Consider the following 23,297-nt stretch of genomic DNA (forward strand, 5'->3'; position numbering starts at 1 on the left):
CCTTTCCTGTTGGCCCTGCGTTAGGAGTTGCAATGTCTGAGGAGCGCGTCGAGCGCCTGCTGGCCGAGGTCCATGATGACTTCGGCATGATCCGCGTGCTGGAAGTGGCCGATTACCGCTTTCTCGAATTCGGCGATGCCATCGAGCAGAGTTGCGTGTTTACCGCTGACCCGAGTTGGTTGGAATACGATTACACCCGGGCGATGCTGATTGGCGCGTTGTGTCATGAGCAGCCGGAGAGTGCGTTGTTCCTGGGCTTGGGCGCTGGGACGTTGACCCAGGCTTGTCTGAAGTTTTTGCCTTTGGAAGATGTTGAGGCCATCGAGTTGCGGCCTGATGTGCCGCGTCTGGCCATTGAGTACTTGGGGCTGGATGATGATCCTCGGCTGTATATCCGGGTTGGGGATGCTTTGGAATTGCTGCCTTCCGCTGAGTCGTCGGACCTGATTTTTGTCGACCTGTATACGGATGTTGGCCCGGGCGTTGGGCATCTGGCTTGGACGTTTTTGGAGAACTGCCAGAAGAAGCTGAATCCGGGTGGGTGGTTGGTGATTAATCAGTGGGCTACGGATGACGGCAAGCCGTTGGGGGCGGCGTTGTTACGTGGGTTGTATCACCGGCATTATTGGGAGCTGCCGGTGAAGGAGGGGAATGTGATTCTTTTGGTGCCGGCGGACCTGGATCAGGGGCTTGATCTGGCTGCGGTGTCTGCGCGGGCTGAGGGGTTGGCGTCGCGGTTGGGGTATTCGTTGCAGTCGCTGATTAAGGCGATTCGGCCGGCTACGTAGGGTTTTGATTGTGTACATATCCGTTGCTGCGGTAACGGCCACTTAGGGTTCCGCTCTTACAGCGGGTCACTTTTGGCAAACGCCCCAAAAGTAACCAAAAGGTCTTTGCCCCACCACTCGGTGCCTCGCTTAGGCTCGGCATGCCCGCACTCCGGCCCGATTCCGCGGGCCGCCGCGACGGGCCATCCATGGCCCGGCGCGGCTAAATCGGCATCCCTGCCGATTTACCCGCTCCACCGTGCCTACTTGCGGCCATCGTGGTTAACGGGGCCCGCAGATCAAAATCAAAAGCAAGAGCACAGCGGCCTCCCGGCCGGCTTGAGTGTTTAAAAGCCAGATCAAAAGCCAAAGCGAAAACCAGAGCGAAAACAAATCTGCTTTTCTGTGGGAGCGGGCTTGCTCGCGAAAAACCTGAGGGCGCCGCGTTGAATCAGGATGCCCACATCATCGTTAACGACCTTCGCGAGCAAGCCCGCTCCCACATTTGGACCGTGCCCGCTTTAGCTTTTGATTTGGCTTTTGCTCTTCAACACTCAAGCCGGCCGGGAGGCCGCTGTGCTCTTGCTTTTGATTTTGATCTTAGGCGCCCCGTTAAACCACGCTGGCCGAACGCAGGCTTTGGAGCGTGGGTAACCTGGCAGGACGCCAGGTTAGCCGTCCTGGGCCAGGGATGGCCCATGACGGCGGCCCACGGTCCAAAGCCGGAGTGAGGGCACACCGAGCCTAGGCGAGGTGCCGAGTGGTGGGGCAAGAGCGTTTTGCTTACTTTTGCGCTCTTCAAAAGTGAGCCGCTGTAAGAGCGGAACCCATAGTGGCCGTTACCTAAATAACGGATATGTACCCCGCCCCAAGCCCCCCCAAAAAATCAACAGCCTTTAAAAACCCCAGGCCGCTTCTCGACCATCGCCCGTACACCTTCCTTGGCATCCTCACTATTCAGCAGTTTCTCCACCAAAACGGGCAACCCGGCCGCCGCCGCGGTCTCCCCCTCGATCCGTGCCTGGCGTGCCGACATCAGCGTGGCCTGCACGCCCAGTGGCGCCTGCTGGGCTATGCGGTTCGCCAGCGCCACCGCCCGAGGCAACAAATCCTCGCTGGCCATCACCTCCTGCACCAACCCCAACCGCAGCGCTTCATGAGCATCAAACTCATCCCCGGTGAGCAACCAGCGCATGGCATTCCCCCACCCAGCAATCTGATGAAAACGTAACGTCGCCCCTCCAAAAGGAAAGATCCCACGCTGCACCTCCATCTGCGCAAAGCGGGTATTGCTGGCACACAGATTGATATCCGCCGCCAACATCAACTCGATACCAATGGTCAGGCAGTACCCCTGAGCCGCAACAATCACCGGCTTACTCACCCGGGGCCCCGCGAAAACTCCCCACGGATCACAGCCACCCAGAGGCGGTTGCCAGCCTTGTGCCATCGTCGGCCCTACATTGGCCAGGTCCAACCCGGCGGTAAAATGATCGCCATGCCCGAAGACAATGGCCACCCGCGCCTCCTCATTGCGATCAAATTCGCCATACGCCAGGCTCAGCTCATTGAGCAATTCCAGGTCGAACGCATTGCGCTTGGCCACGCGATCCAGACCCAACAACAGGATATGGCCCTGCTGTTCACGGCTGACGCGGCTGCTGCTGGCTTGGTTCATGGGGTGTGCCCTCGGGCGCAAAGGGAGGTTTCGGACCGAAGGGCCCGCTGTTAAAGGTGAACCGTTTAAGCGTCATGACCAACAGGGCCGGGCCTTTGAAAAATAGACCCGCTCACCGCAATGCGCAAAGCCTTTGATGCAGAGCCGTTCACCTGTGGTTTCCGATAAAAAAAGCTCCCTTTTTCAGCGATTTCCGGTATAGTGCGCGCCGGCCTTTAACCGGGCCGCGTTTAGGTAGCGCAATTCCCCGAAGTCAGCTTCGGCTGCACGTCCGCACAGCGGACTCTTCCTTGACGAATCTTTTTCATTCATTCGTTTTCGCAAATCCCCGCCGACAAAGCAGCCAGGGCGACTCTTGAGTCTCAACACGGCATGCGCAGCTTTGGAGCATGGGTCTTTGCGGATGCACTTAGAGGCAGACCCATGACCCAGGAAACCGGCGGCTTCGCCGCTTTTAATCTTAACCCGAATATTCTTGCTGCCGTCATCGCGACTGGCTACGAAGAACCTTCGGCTATTCAGCAGCAATCGATCCCGATCATCATGGCCGGCCAAGACATGATTGGCCAAGCGCAAACCGGTACCGGTAAAACCGCCGCGTTCGCCCTGCCAATCCTGCACTGCATCGATCCTGCCAAGCGCGAGCCGCAAGCCCTGATCCTGGCGCCAACCCGTGAGTTGGCGCTGCAAGTAGCAACCGCTTTCGAAACCTACGCCAAGCAAATGCCGGGCGTTACCGTTGTGGCCGTTTACGGCGGCGCGCCTATGGGCCCACAACTGAAAGCAATCCGTAACGGCGCACAGATCGTTGTCGCCACTCCGGGCCGTCTGTGCGACCACCTGCGTCGCGACGAAAAAGTACTGTCGACCGTGAACCACCTGGTTCTGGACGAAGCTGACGAAATGCTCAAGCTGGGCTTCATGGACGACCTGGAAGTCATCTTCAAGGCGCTGCCAGCAACCCGTCAGACCGTACTGTTCTCGGCCACCCTGCCACAGTCGATCCGTGCCATTGCCGAACGCCATCTGCGCGATCCGCAACACGTGAAGATCCAGACCAAGACTCAGACCGTTACCGCGATCGAACAGGCTCACCTGTTGGTTCACGCTGACCAGAAGACCTCGGCTGTATTGAGCCTGCTGGAAGTCGAAGACTTCGACGCCCTGATCATGTTCGTGCGCACCAAGCAAGCCACCCTGGACCTGGCCAGTGCCCTGGAAGCCAAAGGCTACAAAGCCGCTGCGCTGAACGGTGACATTGCCCAGAACCAACGTGAGCGCGTGATCGACTCCCTCAAGGATGGCCGTCTGGACATCGTTGTGGCGACCGACGTTGCCGCTCGTGGCCTCGACGTTCCACGTATCACTCACGTGTTCAACGTTGACATGCCTTACGATCCAGAGTCCTACGTTCACCGTATCGGTCGTACCGGCCGTGCCGGTCGCGAAGGTCGTGCATTGCTGCTGGTGACTCCACGTGAGCGCCGCATGCTGCAAGTGATCGAGCGTGTAACCGGTCAGAAAGTTGCCGAAGTCCGCCTGCCGGATGCCCAGGCTGTTCTCGATGCACGCATCAAGAAACTGACCAACAGCCTGTCGCCGCTGGTGGCTGACGCTGAATCGACCCACGGCGACCTGCTGGACCGCCTGACTGCCGATATCGGTTGCACCCCGCGTGCCCTGGCTGCAGCCCTGCTGCGCAAGGCTACCAACGGTCAGGCCCTGACCCTGGCAGCCATCGAGAAAGAACGTCCACTGGTGCCGAACAACGCTCCGCGCGGTGATCGTCCAGAACGTACTGGCGACCGTCCAGACCGTGGTGATCGCGAGCGTCGTGCTCCGGTTCCATTGGCTGAAGGCCGTGCTCGCTGCCGTACCGCGCTGGGCGCGCGTGATGGCATCGCTGCCAAGAACCTGCTGGGCGCTATCCTCAACGAGGGTGGCCTGGCACGTGAAGCGATCGGTCGCATCCAGGTGCGTGACAGCTTCTCCCTGGTGGAGCTGCCGGAAGATGGTCTGGAGAAGCTCCTGACCAAGCTGAAGGACACTCGCGTTGCCGGTAAGCAGTTGAAGCTGCGTCGCTACCGCGAAGATTGATCCGCCCTTGGGCTGATTGATCGAACATAAAAAATCCCCGACTGGTTCGGGGATTTTTTTGCCTGCGATTAAGCGAAACGATAAATATCCATGCCCAGCGCGCCCATGGTGAAGCCTTGGTGGGCTGCGCTGAATTCACCGCCGGCGCCCCGGGCGAAATACAGCGGCAGCAAATGCTCATCGCTGGGGTGGCTGCGCACGGCATGGGGTGCCTGGCGGCGATAGTCGTGCAGGGCGGCTTCATCGTTGGCCGCCAGCTTGCTGACCATCCAATCGCGAAAATCCCGCGCCCAGGGCTCGATGCTCTCCGGCCCGGCATGCCAGTCCAGTTCACCGAGGTTATGGGTAATGCTGCCGGAGCCGATCAGCAGCACGCCTTGTTCCCGCAGGCTCGCCAGTGCGTGACCGACACGGGTTTGCAGGGCAGGGCCCATACGACTTGGCAGCGATACTTGCACCACCGGAATATCGGCAGCCGGGTACATCAGTGACAGGGGCACCCAGGTGCCGTGGTCGAAGGGGCGCTGGTCATCAATGTGCGCCTCCAGGCCGTCAGCCTTGAGCAATTGGACAATCTCGGCGGCCAATGCCGGGTCGCCGGGCGCCGGGTACTGTACGGCGAACAGTTCCCGCGGGAAGCCGCCGAAGTCGTGCCAGGTCTCGGGCGCGGCGCTGCCGGTCACCAGCAGGCCCTGGCTTTCCCAGTGTGCCGAGACCACCACAATGGCCTTGGGTCGTGGCAACTCGGCGGCCAGGCGCTTGAGTGCCGGGCCGCTGGCACCGGGTTGCAGGGCAAGCATCGGTGAACCGTGGGAGATAAACAGGCTGGGGAGCATGATCGGGTCCTGAGGGTTAAGATGGGACCATCTTCAATCAGATCATTGATCTAAATCTAATATAAGTTTTAGCGCTATTTGATCAAGTTTTAGGGTGAATCATGGAGCCTGGATTTTGGCATGAGCGTTGGGCGCGCAATCAGACGGGCTTCCATCAGCCCGAGGTGAACCCTTACCTGCTGCGCCACTGGCCCGGCCTGGGTGTGGCGAGCGGGGCGCAGGTGCTGGTGCCGTTGTGCGGCAAGAGCCTGGACCTGGTGTGGTTGGCGAGCGTTGGGCATCGGGTGATGGGGGTCGAGCTGTCGGAAAAGGCCGTTGAGGAGTTTTTCAGCGAGCAGGAACTGACGCCGCAGATCAGTCAGCGCGGTGCCTTCAAGGTCTACCAGGCGGGTGCCATTGAGCTGTGGTGCGGGGATTTCTTCGCCCTGGATGCAGGCGCAGTGGCTGATTGCCGGGCGCTTTACGACCGGGCGGCGTTGATTGCCCTGCCTCCGTTGATGCGGGAGCAGTATGCCGCGCACTTGAACGGGCTCCTGGCGCAAGGCAGTCGCGGCCTGTTGATCACCCTCGACTATGAACAGGCGCAGAAGGCAGGCCCGCCGTTTGCAGTGGGCGACGAAGAAGTGCAACTGCTGCTTGGCGCGCAGTGGAGCCCCGAGGTACTGGAGCAGCAGGACATTCTGGGGCAGAGCTGGAAGTTTGTTCAGGACGGCGTCATACGCCTGGAAGAGCGGGCGTACCGGTTAGCCAGGCGCTGAATCGCGCCCACAAAAAAGGGGCGATCAAATCGCCCCTTCTTCTTTTTGCTGTCAGCCGCGACGACGCAGCGCGTCAATCCGCTCTTCCAGCGGCGGGTGGCTCATGAACATGCGAGCCATGCCTTGCTTGATGCCACCGTTGATGCCAAAGGCAGTCAGGGTGTTCGGCATATGCACCGGCAAGCCTTGTTCGGAGCGCAGGTGTTGCAGGGCGCTGATCATTGCGCCGGTACCGGCTAGGCGCGCGCCGGCTTCGTCTGCACGGAATTCCCGTTTGCGCGAGAACCACATCACGATCGAGCTGGCGAGGAAGCCCAGTACCAGTTCGGCGAAAATGGTCGCCACGTAGTAGGCCATGCCCTGGCCCTGTTCGTTCTTGAAGATCACCTTGTCGACGAAGTTGCCGATGATCCGCGCAAAGAACATGACAAAGGTGTTCACCACGCCCTGTACCAGCGCCAGGGTGACCATGTCACCGTTGGCCACGTGGCCGATCTCGTGGGCCAGCACCGCCTTGATTTCGTCGGGCGAGAAACGCTCCAGCAAACCCTGGCTGACGGCCACAAGGGCGTCGTTCTTGTTCCAGCCGGTGGCAAAGGCGTTGGCTTCATAGGCCGGGAAGATCCCGACTTCAGGCATCTTGATCCCGGCTTCGCGGGACAGTTGCTCGACGGTTTGCAGCAACCATTGCTCATGCCGGGTGCGTGGCTGAGTAATGATCTGGGTGCTGGTGCTCATCTTCGCCATCCACTTGGAGATGAACAGCGAGAAAATCGAGCCGGCAAAACCAAAGACCGCACAGAAGATCAGCAGCTGATTGAGGTTCAGATCAACCCCGTTGGCCGCCATGATCCCATTGAAGCCAAAAAGGCTCAGCGTGATGCTGGCAATCAGCACGACCGCCAGGTTAGTGGCCAAGAACAGCAGAATGCGCATCATGGTTGTAGAATTCTCCTCATGCTAAATATGTCGCGTACTGCGGGGTATATAAGGTGCAGCATGGGGCTATTCAACCGAGGGACTATTTCAAACTGTGTCCTACAGACTGAATGTAGAGCCTTGAAGGGAATTTCCGAGCTTCGGGGTAGCTCGGCAGTCTCGCTCCATTACCTTGCAGCCCTGTAATTATAGGGTGATGCTCGACCGAGGGGGTAACCGGTGCGTGTGAACGGCGCGGGGCCTGCGCAAGGCAGAGAAGTGTTGCCAGATAATCGCTGTACGACCATGGGCGGGTCGTACAGCGCAATGTCCATTACTGGCGATAGGACTTCAGGAAGTTGCCGATACGGCCGATGGCCATCTCCAGGTCATCCACCCGCGGCAAGGTGACCACTCGGAAGTGATCCGGCCACGGCCAGTTGAACGCTGTGCCCTGGACCACCAGCAGCTTTTCCGACAGCAGCAGGTCGAGCACGAATTTCTCGTCGTTGAGGATCGGGCATACTTTCGGGTCGATCCGCGGGAAGGCATACAGCGCGCCCATGGGCTTGACGCAGCTGACGCCCGGAATTGCGTTCAGCAGTTCCCAGGTGCGGTTGCGCTGCTCCAGCAGGCGGCCTTGTGGCAGCACCAGGTCGTTGATGCTCTGGTAGCCGCCCAGGGCGGTCTGGATCGCGTGCTGGCTCGGCACGTTGGCACACAGGCGCATGTTGGCCAGCATGTCGATGCCTTCGATGTAGCTCTGGGCATTGTGCTTGGGACCGGAAATCGCGATCCAGCCGGAACGGAAACCCGCCACCCGGTAGGATTTCGACAGGCCATTGAAGGTCAGGCACAGCAGGTCCGGGGCCAGGGACGCGGTGCAGATGTGCACGGCGTCGTCGTACAGAATCTTGTCGTAGATCTCGTCGGAGAACACCACCAGGTTGTGCTGGCGCGCCAGTTCGAGCATGCCCAGCAGCACTTCCTTGGAGTAGACGGCGCCGGTGGGGTTGTTCGGGTTGATGATCACCAGGGCTTTGGTATTCGGGGTGATCTTGGCCTTGATGTCGGCCAGGTCCGGGAACCAGTCCGCGCCCTCGTCACACAGGTAATGCACCGGATGGCCACCGGCCAGGGTGACGGCGGCGGTCCACAGCGGGTAGTCGGGAGCCGGCACCAGCACTTCGTCGCCATTGTTGAGCAGGGCCTGCATGGACATGACGATCAGCTCGGACACGCCGTTGCCCAGGTAGATGTCTTCGATGCCGACACCTTCAACCTGCTTCTGCTGGTAGTACTGCATGACGGCCTTGCGCGCGCTGAACAGGCCCTTGGAGTCACTGTAGCCCTGGGCGGTCGGCAGGTTGCGGATCACGTCCTGAAGGATTTCGTCCGGCGCTTCGAAACCAAAGGGTGCCGGGTTGCCAATGTTCAGCTTGAGGATGCGATGGCCTTCCTCTTCCAGGCGTTTGGCGTGCTTGAGCACTGGGCCGCGAATGTCGTAGCAGACGTTGGCGAGCTTGTTCGATTTGCTGACCTGCATGGCGATGTGATCCTGAAAATGAACGATCCAGACGGTGTGAGGACTACCGTGCTGAGAATCCTGCGTTGGCCTGACCCATAAATACGTTTGAATGCCGGTAACGCGGGTGCCAGACTGGCGCTTTGAAGAGGCGCAATCATACGTGCCGCCTGATCCATGGAAAAGACACAGATCAGGCTTTTTCAGTTGCCGAGGTGTACCGATGGAAAAGTTGCAGAAAACCGTTGAAGAATGGAAAGCCATGCTCGACCCGGAGCAGTACAACGTGTGCCGCCTCAAAGGCACCGAGCGACCGTTCAGCGGCAAGTACAACGGCACCAAGACCGACGGCGTTTACCACTGCATCTGCTGCAATGAACCGCTGTTCGATTCCAAGGCCAAGTTTGACTCCGGCTGCGGCTGGCCCAGCTTCTACGAGCCGATTGCAAAGCAGGCAATGGTCGAGATTCGCGATGTCAGCCACGGCATGATCCGTACTGAAGTCACCTGCGCCAAGTGCGATGCGCACCTGGGCCACGTGTTCCCGGATGGTCCGCCGCCGACCGGGTTGCGTTACTGCATCAATTCGGTGTGCCTGGACCTGGTGCCGCGCTAAACCGTCTATCTCCTGCGGGCCTCCGTGCCCGCAGGAGCCGTTATACCAAGGCATAAGCCCGGGCAATTAAATTGCACGCAATTGAATTGCCTACTATCTTTCAGTTCTTCTTATTTCTTTCGAGGCACTGCCATGAGCGACAACCTGCTGAGCATCCCTTGCACCACCATCAAGGGTGAGCAAAAGACCTTGGCCGATTTCGCCGGCAAGGCGATTCTTGTGGTCAATACCGCCAGCAAGTGCGGCTTCACTCCGCAGTACAAGGGGCTTGAAGCACTCTGGCAACAGTACAAGGACCAGGGCTTGGTGGTGCTGGGCTTTCCCTGCAACCAGTTTGGCAAGCAGGAGCCGGGCAACGAAGGTGCCATCTCCGAGTTTTGCGAGCTGAACTTCGGTGTCAGCTTCCCGCTGTTCAAGAAGATCGACGTCAATGGCAGCGACGCCCACCCGTTGTTCGTGCAGCTTAAAAAACAGGCTCCCGGTTTGCTGGGCTCCAAGGGCATCAAGTGGAACTTCACCAAGTTCCTGATCGGTCGCGACGGTCAGGTGGTCAAGCGTTTCGCCCCGACCACCAAGCCCCAGGACCTGACCCAAGAGATTGAAGCCCTGCTCAAATGACCGACCTGTCCCTGTCCCTTGACGACCAACTGTGCTTCAAGCTCTACGCCGCCTCCCGCGCGGTCACCCGGGCCTACAAGCCGATGCTCGATCAGTTGGGGCTGACCTACCCGCAATACCTGGTGATGCTGGTGTTGTGGGAATGGCAGGCTGCAGCCATGCCCCAGCCGACGGTCAAGGCCTTGGGCGAGCGCTTGATGCTGGATTCCGGCACGTTGACGCCGTTGCTCAAGCGCCTGGAGCAGCTTGCTCTGGTACGGCGTCAGCGCAGTGCGCAGGATGAGCGTGAAGTGCACCTGAGCCTGACCGATGAAGGTCGACACTTGCGTGACCAGGTGCAGCCGCTGAAGGCCCGGCTGTTGTGTGACAGCGGGGTTGACCTGAACCAGGCCGATGCCTTGCGTGACGGTCTGGATGAGCTGTTGCGACAGATCAAAGACTTGTCGTAGTCGGCACCCACAGGTCGAGCAAGGCCTTGAGTTCTTCCCGGCGAAACGGCTTGGCCAGGTAGTCATTCATGCCTGCCGCCCGGCAGCGCTCGCGTTCCTCGGACATGGCGTTGGCCGTCAGCGCGACAATCGGCAAGTCCGGCCAGCGACCGCTGCGACGGATCTGCCGGCTGGCCTCATAGCCATCCATCACCGGCATATTGCAGTCCATCAGCACCATGTCGAAGCTTTGTTCTTCGAGCAGCTTGAGGGCTTCGCCACCGTGGGCGGCGACGATCACCTCGCAGCCGAGCTTGGCGAGCATGCCCTTGGCCACCAGTTGATTCACCGGGTTGTCTTCCACCAGCAGGACGCGTGCCCGGTGAGCGAGGGGGCCGGTTTCCAGCTGGATCAGGTCAAGCACCACGTCCGGATCGATGCGCAGGTTGCGTTGCAGAATCTGGTACAGCGCCGTGCGGCTCAGGGGACGGGCTTGTTGTTGCAGTGGCGCCAGGGCCGCAACTTCTTCGCTGGGCATGAAGTTGCCGTAGGCGGTCACCACCAGGATCGGGGCGGTGATCGACGGGCGCAGGCGAAACAGGCATTCGGGGCAGTCGGTGATCAACAGGTCAGGGTTCTGCCCACTCAAGTCATCGTCAATGGAGTAGCAGCGCGGCGTCAGCCCCCAACTCGGCAGCAGGCTGTTGAGCAGTTCCGCCAGGCCGCTACTGCTGCTGGTGATCGCGATGACGTCGCCTGCCAGCGGCGCCAGGCGCATCGCCGGTAAATGCGTCGGCAGTGGCAGGTCGGCGCAGAACTGGCTGCCAAAGCCGGCCTCGGAGCTGATGCTCAGGCGGCCCTTCATGGCCTCGCACAGGTTGTGGGTCAGCGCCAGGCCCAGCCCGGTGCCGCCAAACTGGCGAGTGATGCCCGCACCGGCTTGGGTGAACGGCTGGAAGATCTTGACCTGAGCATCCTGCGCAATCCCGATGCCGGTGTCGCACACCTCGATTCTGACCCGGTCGGCCTGGGCACTGAGGCGCACGTCCACCCGGCCAAAGCGCGTGAACTTCAGGGCGTTGGACAGCAAATTGCTGACAATCTGCCGTACCCGCGTCGGGTCGCCCAGCACCTGGGCGGGAAACTGCGGGTCGATCAGGCACGTCAACTCCACGCTGGGCGCGGCGTTTTGCGAGAGCAGGTTGGCGGTGTCCTCCACCAGTGCGCCCAGGTCGAACGGGATGCTTTCCAGTTCCAACTGGCCGGCGTCGAACTTGGACAGGTCGAGGATATCGTTGAGCAACTCCACCAGCACCTTGCCCGAGTCATGGGCGATCGACAGTTGCTGGCGTTGCTCGGCATTCAGCGGGCTGTCGAGGGAGAGGGCGATCATCCCGAGCAGGCCGTTGAGCGGCGTACGGATTTCATGGCTCATGTTGGCCAGGAACGCCGCGCGTGCCTGGGCCATGGCCAGGGCCGTCATCTTCGCCGCTTCCAGTTCGTCGTTCGACAGCGTCAGTCGATGATTGATGGCCTTGAGCTCGGTGGTGCGCGCAGAAACGATGTCTTCCAGTTGGCCGAGGTATTCAGTCAGGCGGTTTTCGGCGTGGCGGCGTTGCTGGATTTCGGTCTCCATGTTTTCAAACTGCTGGTTGGCAACGTTGACCAGTACGCCGATCTCGTCGTGCTCGTGCCCCGGCGGGCAGTCCAGGCGCTCGTGCTTGCGTGAGCTCAGCTCGCGAATAATGCGCACCAGCGGCTTGGTCAGCATCACGTAGAACAGCGCCAGCAGAATGCCGGTAAGGATCAGGCTGCGGGCAAAGCCGTTGAACAGCGTGATCTCTGCACGCCGCAGGAAGCGGCTGCCGAACGCGTAGGTGTCGACGTCCAGGCGCAATACGCCAAGGGCGTCATTGGGCATGTGGGTGAGGTACAGCCGGTCTTCAAATTGGCGGTTGGCGCCAAACAGAAAGTCGCTGATGGGACGGTAGCTGCTTTCCTTGCGCGGGCGCTGGACATCGGCCAGTACCAAACCGTTGTTGTCGACCAGTTGTGCCCGAGTGATGGCAGGGGAGTGCAGCAGGCCCAGGGTCAGTTCCTGGGCCAGTTCGGCGTCAATGTTGTAGGCGATGCGTGAAGCCGGGTTATGACTGATTTCAATCAGCGCGCGTATTTCCCGGTTGATGGAAGCGTCTTCACTGGCATAATCAATCCCGATCTGTAGCAGGCTGAGCAGGGTTCCCAAGACGAATCCGACCAGCACTGTCAGTCTGGCTTGTTTATAAGACAAGCGGTGGGCGAACTTGATATCCATCGGGTGCTGTACCACTTTACGTTTCCTTTCGCCCGGCAAGCATAGCTGAACATCCACAGGCTCAAACTTGCCCGGCATGAATCGATTTTATTCGGTGCAGCCCTGCACGGTCTGCCCCAGGGTTGCCAATACGCCATCTTTTACAAGAACTTGCCAGAGGAATAGTCGTGGATTCTCGATTGAATGCCTTTCTTGAGCGTGCCGACGCGGTACTGGCTCGCCTGGAGCCCTTGTTGCCCGCCCCACGCGAGGCCATTGACTGGAACCATTGCCTGGCTGCCCGCTGGCAGCGCGAAGGTCGCAACGGCTTTTTATTGCCGCTGGAAGTCAGCCTGGATATGCGCCTGTCCGACTTGATCGGCGTGGACAAACAACGCGAACAATTGGCCCGCAACACCCAGCAGTTTCTCGACGGCTTGCCGGCCAACCACGCGTTGCTCTGGGGCTCGCGCGGTACCGGGAAATCGTCCATGGTGCGTGCCTTGCTGGCCCAGCATGCCAAGGCCGGGTTGCGCCTGATCGAGATCGAGCGCGATCACCTGGCGGACCTGCCGCGAGTGGTGGAGCAATTGATCAAGTTGCCACAGCGCTTTGTGTTGTTCTGCGATGACCTGTCCTTCGAAGCCGGCGAGAGCGATTACCGTGTGCTCAAGAGTGTACTCGACGGTTCCCTGGAGCAGGCGCCGGAAAACGTCCTGTTGTATGCCACCTCCAACCGTCGTCACCTGGTGCCCGAGAACCAGAGCGATAACGAAAACTGGAAAACGATAGACGGCGAGCTGCATCCCAACGAAGCGGTGGAGGACAAGATTGCCCTGTCTGACCGTTTCGGTTTGTGGCTGTCGTTTTACCCGTTCAATCAAGAGCACTTCCTGGATGTGGTCGAGCACTGGATTGGTGAGCTGGCGAACAAGGCCGGTTTGCAGTGGCAGCGCGATGAGGAGCTGGACATCCTCGCCGTGCGTTGGGCAACCGGGCGCGGCAATCGCAACGGACGTTGTGCCTATCAGTTCGCCCGCTATTGGGTGGGCCTCAAGTTGTTGGAGCGTCAACCATGATCGATTTGCAACAGTCCGGAGCCGGCCTTGATGGCTACGCCATGCTGCATGCACAGCTGGAATCGCTGTTGGCGGATGAGCGGGATTTCATCGCCAATGCGGCGCAATTTTCGGCGTTTCTGTTCAACCAGCTGGATGATTTGAACTGGGCGGGTTTCTACCTCAACCGCAATGAAGAGCTGGTGCTTGGGCCTTTCCAGGGGCAGATCGCCTGTGTGCGTATTCCGTTCGGTCGTGGGGTGTGCGGCGCGGCAGCGGCCTCGCGGCAAACCCAGCGGGTGGAAGACGTACATGAATTTCCGGGGCATATCGCCTGCGACAGCGCGTCCAACAGTGAGTTGGTGGTTCCGCTGGTCAAGGACGGGCGCCTGATTGGTGTGCTGGACCTGGACAGCCCATCTTTGTCGCGATTTACCCCGCAGGATCAGGCCGGCATTGAGCAGTTGGCGGCGATTTTCCTGCGGTTGACCGATTGCTGATGGACTGAGCCTCCTGTAGGAGCGAGCTTGCTCGCGAAAAACCAGAGAACGCCGCGCGCATCCAGAATGACCGCGTTATCGTTGACGATTTTCGCGAGCAAGCTCGCTCCTGCAAATTATCGATGGTCCAGTACGTCCAGTTGCATTTGCAGCATCCTTTCCAGCTCAAGCATGGATTTCTCCATCGCCTTGATACCCACCTCGACAACGTGCTGATTCTCGCCCTGGCCACAGGCCTGCTCCAGCGCCTCGCATTGCCCGGCCAGAATGTCCGCCTGGATGATCCGTGCGGCGCCCTTGATCTTGTGAGCCTGCTCGATCAGGTCCTGGGGGGCGGCGTGTTGCGCCAGCAGGGCCATCAGCTCGGCTCGATCATGCCGGCTGCTGCTGAGTAACTCTTCAAGCAGGCGCCGGCTCAACTGAGGGTCGCCGCCTGTCATCGCGTCCAGGCTTTGAAGGGTGAACACGTTGCGCATGGGCAGCGGGCAGACTTGTGCCAGTTGCTGTTCCAGCGCGGAGAGGCTGATGGGTTTGAACAGGCAGTCATTCATGCCCGCGTCGAAGCAACGTTGTTTCTCCTCGGGTTGGGCGTTGGCGGTAAAACCGAGTATCACACAGGGCGTTTTTTGTTCACGCTGCTCATACTCGCGGATGGAATGGCTCAACTCGTAGCCGTTCATGATCGGCATATTGCAATCGGCGATAACCAGGTCGAAGTGTTCCTCGCGCCAGGCCTGGAACCCCGCAGCGCCATGATGGGCCGCGGTGAACTGATGCCCCAGGAAGCCCAGTTGCTGGCACATGAGCAAGCGGTTGGCCGGATGGTCATCCACCACCAGCACATTGAGTACCGGTGCCGGTGTGGTCGCGGCAGGTTCCAGTTTGTCTACCGCCTTGACCGGCTGCAGGCTGGTCATCTTCAGGCTGACGTGCACCTGGGTGCCCACCATGGGCACGCTGCTCAGGCTCAATTGCCCGCCCATCATGGCGCACAGGCTGCGACAGATCACCAGGCCCAGGCCGGCGCCGCTCCTGGCCAGGTGCCCGGAGTTGTCGGCTTGGGCAAAAGGTTCGAACAGGCGTAACTGGTCTTCGCGATTGATCCCGATGCCGGTGTCCTCCACCACCAGTTTCATCTCGATCTGTTGAGGTTGCCCGGTCGCCTTCAGTTGCACCTTGATCTTCACCTGCCCGCGTTCAGTGAACTTGATCGCATTGCTCACCAGGTTCGACAGCACCTGCTTGAACCGCAACGGATCGATCAGCACGTCGGTGTCGCCGGCATCGGGGGTGAATTCCAGCACCAGGCTCAGGGTTTTCTGGCGCGCCAGACCGTCGAACACACGGACCACCGACTCGATCACCTCGCGCAGGTTGACCCGCTCCGGCGCCAGGCTCAGGCGGCCGGATTCGATGCGTGCGATGTCCAGAATGTCGCCGATGAGCTCCAGCAGGTCCTTGGCCGAGTTGTAGGCGACCTCGATGGCGGGGCGATCCAGGTGCCCCTGGTCGGCACGCTTGAGTGTCAACTCGAGCATGCCGATGACGGCGTTCATCGGTGTGCGGATTTCGTGGCTCATGGTGGCCAGGAACGTACTTTTCGCACGGTTGGCTTCGTCGGCACGCTCCTTGGCGGCGCGAAGTTCATCAAACAACTGGCGCCGTTCGCTGATATCGATCCAGCCGCCAATGATGCCCTGGACTTCGCCCATGGAGTCGCGGTACGGGAGAATCCAGTGGTAGATCGTGAGTTTTTTCCCATGCACATGCAGGGTGCGATCAAGGATCAGCGGTTTGCCCTCGGCCACTACCCGCTGATAGTCGGCATGGTATTGGGCCGACTCCGTTTCCAGCGCCATGCTCATCTGGGTGATGCTCTTGCCGATGACATCTTCACGCTTGACGTCGAAGGTCTGCAGGTAGCTGTCGTTGCAGGTTTGCAGAAAGCCGTTGTGGTCGCGTACGTAGATCGGATGGGGCGTTTCATTGACCAGTGCCCGCATGAACTCGAACTGGTCGTTCAGGGCGCGCTCGGCCAGTTTTCGATGCTTGATCTGACGCTGCAGGTAGCCGTTCCAGGCCAGGGAAATCAACAGCAGCAGCCCGGTGCCGATGATGATCTGGGCGATCAGGCGGTGGTAATTGCGCCAGTAGCCATCGGACGCCGCGTTGTAGCCGCGCCAGCGGCTATTGATCGCCGCCATCTCATCCGGGGCGATGCTCAGCAGCGCCTTGTCCAGAATCGAACTCAGCTCCGTGGCGTCACGGGACGTCGCCAGGGCAAAGGTCGCGGGCAACGTGCCGATACTGGAGCTGATCTGCAATTTGTCCTGGAATGCCGGAGAAGAAAGCAGATAGTTGGCGATCACCAAGGGGTTCACCGCGCCGTCCACTTGCCCTTGTGCCAACAATTCCGATGCTTTGAAAGTATCCCCGGTTTCCACCAGGTTTATCTGCGCAAACGCCTGTTGCAGGAATGTTTCCAGCTGATTGCCCTGGGTAATCGCCAGGCGCTTGCCGGCCATTTGTTCAAGGCTTGTGGGCGCGCCCGGCTCTTTGCGGGTCAGCAATACATAGGAGTTTTCCAGGTAGGGGCGGCTGAAGTTCAGCCGGGACTCGCGGCCGGTGCTGGGGGTAATTGCGCCGATGATGTCGGCAGCGCCGGTTTGCACCAGTTCGATCATGTTGGCGACGTTACGCTCGTGTTGGATCTTGAAGCGCAGGCCGGTTCGCAGGCGGATCAGCTCCAGCAGGTCGGCTGTGACACCCCGGAAGTTGCCATCAGTGTCAAAGAATGTCAGGGGCGCCAGGGTTTCATTGACCACCACCTTCACCACCGGGTGGTCCTTGAGCCAGCGCTCTTCACGCAGGGTCAGTTGCAGTTTGCGGTCGGTCAGGAGAATGTCGCTGCCCGCACTCCAGCGCTTGGCGATGCTGTCGCGCTCATAGGTGGATATGCCATCGAGCACTGAATCGATGATGCTCAGGAGAATGGGTTGATCCTTGCGCAAGGCGAAGCTGAATCCGTGTGCCTCGTGCTTGCCGAAGTTGGCCATGCGGATATTTTTCAGGTAGCCCTTGTTGATCATGTAGTGAGTGGAAATGGTATCGCCCAGGAATACATCAGCCTGGTCGAATGCCACCGCGTTCAAGGCATTTTGATAGGACGGGTAGGCGTGGATGGTCGCCTTTGGATACAGCGCCTGCACTTCATCCATGGGCAGGTAGTGGTAGACAAGGCTCAGGCGCAAGCCCGCCAGGCCGTCGCCAAGATTACGGTTTTCACCTTCACGGGTGACCAGTACCGGCTGATCCACCGCGTAGGGCAATGACAGGACGATGTCGGGATTCGCCGCTTCAAAGCCATTGGCGGAGCCCAGAAAGTCGATATCACCGTTTTCCAGCGCCTGGATCGCGGCTTCCCGGGTGGAGTAGCGCAATACCTTCAGCGGTATTGCCAGCGTCCTGGCCACCAGGCCGGCGTAATCGGCAGTCAACCCTTCATAATCCCGCCCGCTGGAGGTGATGTCGAAGGGCGGGTAGTCTGGCGCAGACGTGCCCAGTATCAGTTCCCGTTTGTTCTGCAGCCACTGGCGTTGTGTCTTGTTCAGTGGTGTGTCCAGTTGAGCGGCACCGGCGCGCCCCAGCAGTGCGTATTGCTCGGGAGCCGTTTGTTCGGCAGGCACGGCAGTGCTGAGGCACACCCCGATACTCAATATGATTAGATAGTCCTTTAAACGCCTGGGCATCCGATTTCTCACACTAGCGCGTTACGTTTTGCCATCTCGATAAGTTCTACCAAGGATTTGGCTTTTAGTTTTTGCATGAGCCTTTTTTTGTAGGTGCTGACAGTCTTGTTGCTGAGGAACATGCCCTTGGCTATTTCCTTGTTTGTCCGGCCTTGTGCAAAAAGTTGCAATACCATGAGTTCGCGATCATTGACGACTTTGAAAAGTTCGAGCTCTTCATTGCAATCTGATTCGTTAGTGCTGCCATTAAGGGCCTGGCTCGGAAAGTAGTTGTAACCTGACAAGACCGCTCTGATGGCACTCAGTAGCTCACTCAAGTCACCTTCCTTGCAGACATAACCGTCGGCACCGGAGCGCATGCACCGTGTGGCGAACAGCTTCGGGGTCTGGGCGGTGAGTATCAATGTCTTGGTCGGCGTGCTCATTGAGTTGAATCGACACAACACTTCCAGGCCGTCGAGTTTAGGAATCCCGATATCAAGGATGATCAGGTCCGGCTGGCATTCCTTGACCATCTGTATTGCGTCACAACCGTTGTCGGCTTCTCCAACTACTTTATAACCTTCATGTTCCAACAACATTCGAATGGCAAGTCGTATAACGGGGTGGTCGTCGATAATAAAAACTGAGTTCATGATCATATTCCATACAAGCGCAAATAAAGTCGGCACATTAGCTCACATGGCAATGCAGGAGGATGAGCCTGATGTGGAACAAACGTAAAACAAGAATATTCCTACATCAAAAAAAGCAAGGGATTACGCTCTGTCGGGTATTTGTTGTTCGGGTGTAAGAATTTTGCGTGAGTAGAATTTAAAAATAAGTACCTGTGGGGGAACAGCGTTATAACGAAGAATTTTCGAAGTGGGCGGGCGTTTAACTTCCTACTTTTTTGTTGAGCGGGGAGGGGCGCGATTGGCGTATGAGTTCGCTCAGCCCAAGGTGGTTCAGCGGCTTCGACAAGTAGCCAAGTAACGGAAAGTTGCGCTCGTGTGCCTGGGCCTCAAGGTTCTGCAGTTCGTTGACGGGCAGGCCGCTGAGCAATATCGCGGATTTTATAAAGCCTCTGCGGTTGGCGATTTCAATCAACTCCAGCCCGGGCAGGTCCGGCAAACATTGATCACACAGCAGAATATCGAATGGTGTGTCGGTTTCTGTCATCAGGCGCATTGCCTGCTCGGCGTTCTCAGCCAGGGCCAGGTGGTGGTAGCCGTAGTTTCGCAACAGGCACTGGGTGGCCAGCAATTGAAAGGGGTGATCCTCCACCAACAGGATACGAAGTTGTTCGAGCATGGGATTTTCCATGAAATGGCCAAGTGCCCTGAAGACGCTCCGCCAGGGCGTGTAGTGAGAAGTTAATGGGCCCGCCAGCGATGGGGCGCAGAAATGTGTCGAAAGACTGCGGTCTGGGCGCGCGATTATTCATCGCGGCGGGGAAGAGCTTCGATCAGGCCGCTCTGTTCCGTGCGTAGGGCGATTCTTTGAAAAGCAGCCCTGGCCATAAGCCAGGGCGCTGCTTCATTGCGGGCTGGAGCGCCCGGTCATTTCTCGGGCCATCTCACTGGCGTAGCTGTCGGTCATGCCGGCGATGAAATCGATCATGCGCAGGAACGAGGCGTGCAATGACCACGACGGGTCCGGGGCGCTGTTGCCCAGCAGGTCGAGGATGCGCCGGTTCTTGAACGACGGGGTGCGACCGCCATGTTGTTCCAGGGCCGCGCCGCAGAAGGCATTCAAGAGGATTTCCAGGGTGGTGTAGGCGCCGATTTCATGCAGGGTCTTGCGCTTGTCCTGGAAGATCTTCTTGCGCGCCATGTCCTTGGCATCCAGTACGCAGCGCTTGGCGGGGCCGTGCATATGTTCAACCAGGTCCCCCGGCAGGGTACCGGCCAGCAACGCGTCCTGTTGTTCGACGAACGCCCGGGCGGCGGCGTTGGTCAGGTGCTCGATGGCCTTGCCCCGCAGGATCGCCAGCTTGCGTCGCCGGGAATCCTGCGGGCCGAGTTGCCGGTAGGTTTGCGGTAAATCGTCGCCCACCAGGTCCAGCAGCAGGGACTCGACCTCGGCATATTCCAGCAGCTCCATTTCCAGTCCGTCTTCGAGGTCGATCAACGCGTAGCAGATATCGTCGGCCGCCTCCATCAGGTACACCAACGGATGCCGGGCCCAGCGCTGTTCTTCCAGTTGCGGCAAGCCGAGCTTCTGGGCGATCTGCTCGAGAATCGGCAGCTCGCTCTGGTAGCAGCCGAACTTGTGTTTCTTGTAGCCCAGCGAGTCGGCGTGGCGCGCGGTCCAGGGGTATTTCAGGTAGGTGCCCAAGGTGGCGTAGGTCAGCCGGGTGCCGCCGTCGAACTGGTGATATTCCAGCTGCGTGAGTACCCGGAAGCCCTGGGCATTGCCTTCGAAATTCAGGAAGTCATTGCGCTCGGCGCTGGTCATGTCATCCAGCCAGCCACGTCCTGACGCCTGCTGGAACCAGTGCCGGATCGCGTCTTCACCGGAATGACCAAACGGCGGATTACCGATGTCGTGGGCCAGGCAGGCCGATTGCACCACCATGCCCAGGTCGCTCGGGTCACACCAGTCAGGCAGGGCGCTGCGGAGGGTCTCGCCCACGCGCATGCCCAGGGACCGTCCCACGCAGCTGACTTCCAGGGAATGGGTCAGCCGCGTATGGATATGATCGTTGCTGGTCACCGGATGCACTTGAGTCTTGCGGCCCAGGCGGCGAAATGCGCCGGAAAAGATGATGCGATCATGGTCTTTGTGAAACGGGCTGCGCCCCAGTTCTTCCGGGCTGTGCAGCGGTTTTCCAAGGCGTTCGCGGGTAAGCAGGGTGGGCCAATCCAAGGCGGGTACTCTCCGTGCGGTGAATGACGCCTCCCAGCTTCCCGGTTCAGCCGGGCCTTCGCAAGCGAAAAACTACAAGCCGACGGCGTCGATATCGATTAACAGCAGGCGACGACCATTATCAAAGAATTGTCCGGCAGTGAGGCAGTACTGGTTGGTCGTGGCATCGCGATAGGTCGAGGACAGGGTCAGCCGCCGCTCCTCCCAACCTTCGGCCAGCAGGTGATAAAAATACGGGCGCCAGGACCAGTTATGGCCGAGATAGCGCCCGTCGGCTTGCCACGCGCCCTGGTGCCATTCGAAATTGGGCGTCAGTTGCGTGCCATGCCGGTCGCACTGGTAGAAACGCAGCAGCCAGGGAAATGCCGGCAATTGCGGCAGTTGGCTCAGCGGTGCCTGGGCCTGCGCCCAGGTTTGCAGGATCTGCATCAGTTCCGCCAGTTGCTGGCGCAACTGCATGATCCGACCACGCTCGGCCAGCTTCTGTTGAACATAGCCGTTGCGCAGTTGGGCGAAGCGCGGCACGAACGCGTCCGTGGCGAACCAGTCCAGCTGGGCCTGGGCGAACAGGTAGCCCTGAACATAACGCGAACCACATTCCAGGGCGAAATTCAGCTGGGCCTCGGTCTCCACGCCTTCGGCAATGATCCAGCAGCCGGTTTTTTCCGCCATTTGTGCCAGCGCCCGCACCACGTCCCCGCTGGGGCCGCCCCGGGCAGCAGCCTGGAACAGACGCATGTCGAGCTTGAGAATGTCCGGTTGCAACGCCAGCACCCGGTCCAGTTGCGAATAGCCGGCGCCGAAATCATCAATGGCAATCCGCGCCCCGGCCTCGCGGTAGCGCTCGACCACGTCGGCCAGGCGCTGGATATCGCCGCCCAATTCCGTGATCTCGAATACGATGCGGCGCGGGTCGACGTTATGCACCTGCAATTGCCTAAGGCTCGGCAAGGCTTGCCCCGGGCGCAGCCGGGTAATCCAGCGTGGCGAGATGTTCAGGCTGAGGAACCACTCTTGCGGGGCTTCATGCAGGCGGCTCAGGGCATTGTCGCGGATCTGTCGGTCCAGGCGGCGCAAGGCCACGGAGGGAGTGCGCGGGTCGGCAAACAACGGACCCACCGAGCGCAGTTCACCGTTCGCCTGGCGCAGTCGCCCCAAGGCTTCTACGCCGGCGATGCGGCCGGTAGCGGTGTCGATGAATGGCTGGAAGCAGGCGAGCGGTTGCCCGTCGATCACGGGGCCTCCTTAAAAGACCGGAATAAAAAAGGCCCGGCCCTCGAGGGTGAGGGCCGGGCCTGATCTGTTTGCAAGAATGCAGCCAGCGCGGCTTAACTTTTGCGCGAAGCACCCTGCATGGCCAATTTGATCAACGGGATCAGACCGGCGCCAAGCCGCACCAGGCGGGTCATGGTGCCGATTCCGCCGCCCTTGGCGCCTTTACCGGTAAGAAAGCCCAACAGTGTCACCACGCCCACGCCCCACAGCGGCGCGTGCTTGATGCCAAAACCGTCCTGCCAGCTCTGGCCCATGTTGCGGACCTTTTGCAGCGGCAGCATCAGTTGCTGGGACTCGTGACGGATTTCCTGGCGGTGCATTTCCATGCGCAGGCGGATCAACGCCTTGCGCATTTCTCGCCGGGAAGTGTTGTGCGGCAATTCAGTCATGCTCATGGCAGCAGGCGCTCCCGGTCGTTGGCCAGCTCTTCGAGGGTGGCGTGGAACGGCGTGGACTCATCGAACACCGCCGCCTTCAGGCGCAACCCGCAGAATGCTGCGGCCAGTATGTAGAACACACACAGGCTGATGATCCCGGTCAGGCGGTAGGTATCCCACACCAGAATCATCACCAGTGCCGACAAGCCCACCAGCAACAGAAGGGCGAACACCAGCGCCAGGCCGGCGAACAGCAACAGGCTGACGGTGCGGGCTTTCTGCTCCTGCAACTCGATGCCAAACAGCTCGACGTGGCTGTGCAGCAAACCCAGGACAGCCGCGCCCAGGCGCCGCGATGTAGAACTTGGGCCCGTGGTCGAGCCGGATTCGCCGATAGACATGATTAGCGCCTTGTAGCCAGCAGGCCGATCAAAAAGCCTACGCCGGCTGCAATGCCGACGGACTGCCATGGGTTGGCCTGGACATAATCCTCAGTAGCCGTAACCGCCGCCTGGCCGCGTTCGCGCAGCGAGTCTTCGGTCAGTTGCAGGGTTTCACGGGCCTTGAGCAGGCTGTCGTGAATCTTGCTGCGCAGCTCGTCTGCCTGGTCACCGGCGAGAATCGCCGTGTCGTCCAGCAGCTTCTCGGTATCGCTGACCAGGGTTTGAAAATCCGCCATCAGTATTTCTTGAGCAGTCTTTGCCGTTTTTCTGGCCATGGTTATCTCCGTGAGTAGCTGGTCTGTTTACTTTTGGTTTCGAGTCACCGGCATCGGTGAAGGTTCACTGCAATTGTCTGGTACAGCTTTTGCTTTGCCTTGGTGCGCAGGCCTGGGGCCTTGCGCTGAATCCGGGCGGTTGGGGCTCAAACCCTGAAAAACCTTACCCTAAATAACTAAAACTCGCGGAAAAACCCTGTCGGATTCTGCCTTTCTCAATGATCGCTGCGCTAAAC

The 23,297-nt window shown here is 59.7% G+C and carries 21 protein-coding genes; 8 read left to right on the forward strand and 13 right to left on the reverse strand.

The features are described 5' to 3' along the window. Nucleotides 1–32 precede the first annotated feature (32 nt). On the forward strand, nucleotides 33–788 hold the full coding sequence (locus ACUN0G_RS08175; protein WP_445573089.1) for a spermidine synthase: 756 nt from the start codon (nucleotides 33–35) through the stop codon (nucleotides 786–788). Nucleotides 789–1,653: 865 nt separating this feature from the next. Here ACUN0G_RS08175 and ACUN0G_RS08180 read toward each other — a convergent pair. After that, a complete protein-coding gene (locus ACUN0G_RS08180) occupies nucleotides 1,654–2,445 on the reverse strand; it encodes a crotonase/enoyl-CoA hydratase family protein (RefSeq protein WP_445573090.1) in 792 nt (263 codons plus the stop codon). A 423-nt stretch (nucleotides 2,446–2,868) separates the two neighbouring features. On the opposite strand from ACUN0G_RS08180, the gene ACUN0G_RS08185 reads away from it, so the two are divergent. Continuing rightward, the gene (locus ACUN0G_RS08185; RefSeq protein WP_003209050.1) at nucleotides 2,869–4,542 is read left to right on the forward strand and encodes a DEAD/DEAH box helicase; all 1,674 of its coding nucleotides are present in this window, start codon (nucleotides 2,869–2,871) and stop codon (nucleotides 4,540–4,542) included. Between the two features lie 68 nt (nucleotides 4,543–4,610). On the opposite strand, the gene ACUN0G_RS08190 is transcribed toward ACUN0G_RS08185, so the two are convergent. Then, nucleotides 4,611–5,378 (reverse strand): DODA-type extradiol aromatic ring-opening family dioxygenase, encoded by a 768-nt coding sequence (locus tag ACUN0G_RS08190; RefSeq protein ID WP_421525795.1) that lies wholly within the window; start codon nucleotides 5,376–5,378, stop codon nucleotides 4,611–4,613. Between the two features lie 101 nt (nucleotides 5,379–5,479). Here ACUN0G_RS08190 and ACUN0G_RS08195 point away from each other — a divergent pair, with 101 nt between their 5' ends. Further along, entirely contained in the window at nucleotides 5,480–6,136 is a 657-nt protein-coding gene (locus ACUN0G_RS08195) for a thiopurine S-methyltransferase (protein ID WP_445573091.1), read from the forward strand. A 51-nt stretch (nucleotides 6,137–6,187) separates the two neighbouring features. Here ACUN0G_RS08195 and htpX read toward each other — a convergent pair whose 3' ends face one another. Together htpX and ACUN0G_RS08205 are read right to left on the reverse strand one after the other, a co-directional pair. Beyond that, nucleotides 6,188–7,075 carry a protease HtpX gene (gene htpX, locus ACUN0G_RS08200; RefSeq protein WP_076017354.1) on the reverse strand — a complete coding sequence of 296 codons (888 nt, stop codon included), beginning with the start codon at nucleotides 7,073–7,075 and terminating at the stop codon, nucleotides 6,188–6,190. A 313-nt stretch (nucleotides 7,076–7,388) separates the two neighbouring features. Continuing rightward, nucleotides 7,389–8,600 (reverse strand): pyridoxal phosphate-dependent aminotransferase, encoded by a 1,212-nt coding sequence (locus tag ACUN0G_RS08205; protein ID WP_063032067.1) that lies wholly within the window; start codon nucleotides 8,598–8,600, stop codon nucleotides 7,389–7,391. Nucleotides 8,601–8,802: 202 nt separating this feature from the next. Between ACUN0G_RS08205 and msrB the strand changes: the two genes are divergently transcribed. From msrB to ACUN0G_RS08220, 3 genes are all read left to right on the forward strand, one after another. After that, entirely contained in the window at nucleotides 8,803–9,195 is a 393-nt protein-coding gene (msrB, locus tag ACUN0G_RS08210) for a peptide-methionine (R)-S-oxide reductase MsrB (RefSeq protein WP_258344531.1), read from the forward strand. A gap of 132 nt (nucleotides 9,196–9,327) precedes the next feature. Next, nucleotides 9,328–9,813 carry a glutathione peroxidase gene (locus ACUN0G_RS08215; protein ID WP_258344532.1) on the forward strand — a complete coding sequence of 162 codons (486 nt, stop codon included), beginning with the start codon at nucleotides 9,328–9,330 and terminating at the stop codon, nucleotides 9,811–9,813. Continuing rightward, nucleotides 9,810–10,262 (forward strand): MarR family winged helix-turn-helix transcriptional regulator, encoded by a 453-nt coding sequence (locus ACUN0G_RS08220; RefSeq protein WP_258344533.1) that lies wholly within the window; start codon nucleotides 9,810–9,812, stop codon nucleotides 10,260–10,262. The genes ACUN0G_RS08215 and ACUN0G_RS08220 overlap by 4 nt, the downstream gene beginning before the upstream one ends. Here ACUN0G_RS08220 and ACUN0G_RS08225 read toward each other — a convergent pair. After that, a complete protein-coding gene (locus tag ACUN0G_RS08225) occupies nucleotides 10,246–12,555 on the reverse strand; it encodes a response regulator (protein ID WP_445573092.1) in 2,310 nt (769 codons plus the stop codon). The two genes, ACUN0G_RS08220 and ACUN0G_RS08225, sit on opposite strands and share 17 nt — an antisense overlap. 167 nt (nucleotides 12,556–12,722) lie before the next feature. Here ACUN0G_RS08225 and ACUN0G_RS08230 point away from each other — a divergent pair, with 167 nt between their 5' ends. Together ACUN0G_RS08230 and ACUN0G_RS08235 are read left to right on the forward strand one after the other, a co-directional pair. Beyond that, nucleotides 12,723–13,613: an ATP-binding protein gene (locus tag ACUN0G_RS08230; protein WP_421525789.1), complete on the forward strand. Its 891-nt coding sequence runs from the start codon at nucleotides 12,723–12,725 to the stop codon at nucleotides 13,611–13,613. After that, nucleotides 13,610–14,092, forward strand: a complete 483-nt coding sequence (locus ACUN0G_RS08235; RefSeq protein WP_258344537.1) for a GAF domain-containing protein — start codon at nucleotides 13,610–13,612, stop codon at nucleotides 14,090–14,092. Before ACUN0G_RS08230 ends, ACUN0G_RS08235 begins: the two co-directional genes overlap by 4 nt. A gap of 116 nt (nucleotides 14,093–14,208) precedes the next feature. On the opposite strand, the gene ACUN0G_RS08240 is transcribed toward ACUN0G_RS08235, so the two are convergent. The 8 genes from ACUN0G_RS08240 to ACUN0G_RS08275 form a co-directional block, all read right to left on the reverse strand. Then, nucleotides 14,209–17,841 carry a transporter substrate-binding domain-containing protein gene (locus ACUN0G_RS08240; RefSeq protein ID WP_445573093.1) on the reverse strand — a complete coding sequence of 1,211 codons (3,633 nt, stop codon included), beginning with the start codon at nucleotides 17,839–17,841 and terminating at the stop codon, nucleotides 14,209–14,211. 8 nt (nucleotides 17,842–17,849) lie between these two features. Next, the gene (locus ACUN0G_RS08245) at nucleotides 17,850–18,476 is read right to left on the reverse strand and encodes a response regulator (protein WP_445573094.1); all 627 of its coding nucleotides are present in this window, start codon (nucleotides 18,474–18,476) and stop codon (nucleotides 17,850–17,852) included. Between the two features lie 241 nt (nucleotides 18,477–18,717). After that, nucleotides 18,718–19,134 carry a response regulator gene (locus tag ACUN0G_RS08250; protein ID WP_445575532.1) on the reverse strand — a complete coding sequence of 139 codons (417 nt, stop codon included), beginning with the start codon at nucleotides 19,132–19,134 and terminating at the stop codon, nucleotides 18,718–18,720. Nucleotides 19,135–19,359: 225 nt separating this feature from the next. Next, a complete protein-coding gene (locus tag ACUN0G_RS08255) occupies nucleotides 19,360–20,691 on the reverse strand; it encodes a deoxyguanosinetriphosphate triphosphohydrolase (RefSeq protein WP_258344540.1) in 1,332 nt (443 codons plus the stop codon). Nucleotides 20,692–20,763: 72 nt separating this feature from the next. After that, nucleotides 20,764–21,927: an EAL domain-containing protein gene (locus tag ACUN0G_RS08260; protein ID WP_445573095.1), complete on the reverse strand. Its 1,164-nt coding sequence runs from the start codon at nucleotides 21,925–21,927 to the stop codon at nucleotides 20,764–20,766. A 92-nt stretch (nucleotides 21,928–22,019) separates the two neighbouring features. Further along, on the reverse strand, nucleotides 22,020–22,361 hold the full coding sequence (locus tag ACUN0G_RS08265; RefSeq protein WP_421525785.1) for a hypothetical protein: 342 nt from the start codon (nucleotides 22,359–22,361) through the stop codon (nucleotides 22,020–22,022). Next, nucleotides 22,358–22,744, reverse strand: a complete 387-nt coding sequence (locus ACUN0G_RS08270; protein WP_063032049.1) for a phage holin family protein — start codon at nucleotides 22,742–22,744, stop codon at nucleotides 22,358–22,360. Before ACUN0G_RS08270 ends, ACUN0G_RS08265 begins: the two co-directional genes overlap by 4 nt. A gap of 2 nt (nucleotides 22,745–22,746) precedes the next feature. Continuing rightward, the gene (locus ACUN0G_RS08275; RefSeq protein ID WP_026078283.1) at nucleotides 22,747–23,061 is read right to left on the reverse strand and encodes a DUF883 family protein; all 315 of its coding nucleotides are present in this window, start codon (nucleotides 23,059–23,061) and stop codon (nucleotides 22,747–22,749) included. Nucleotides 23,062–23,297: the final 236 nt, after the last annotated feature.

It is taken from the genome of Pseudomonas sp. 32A, assembly GCF_052682255.1.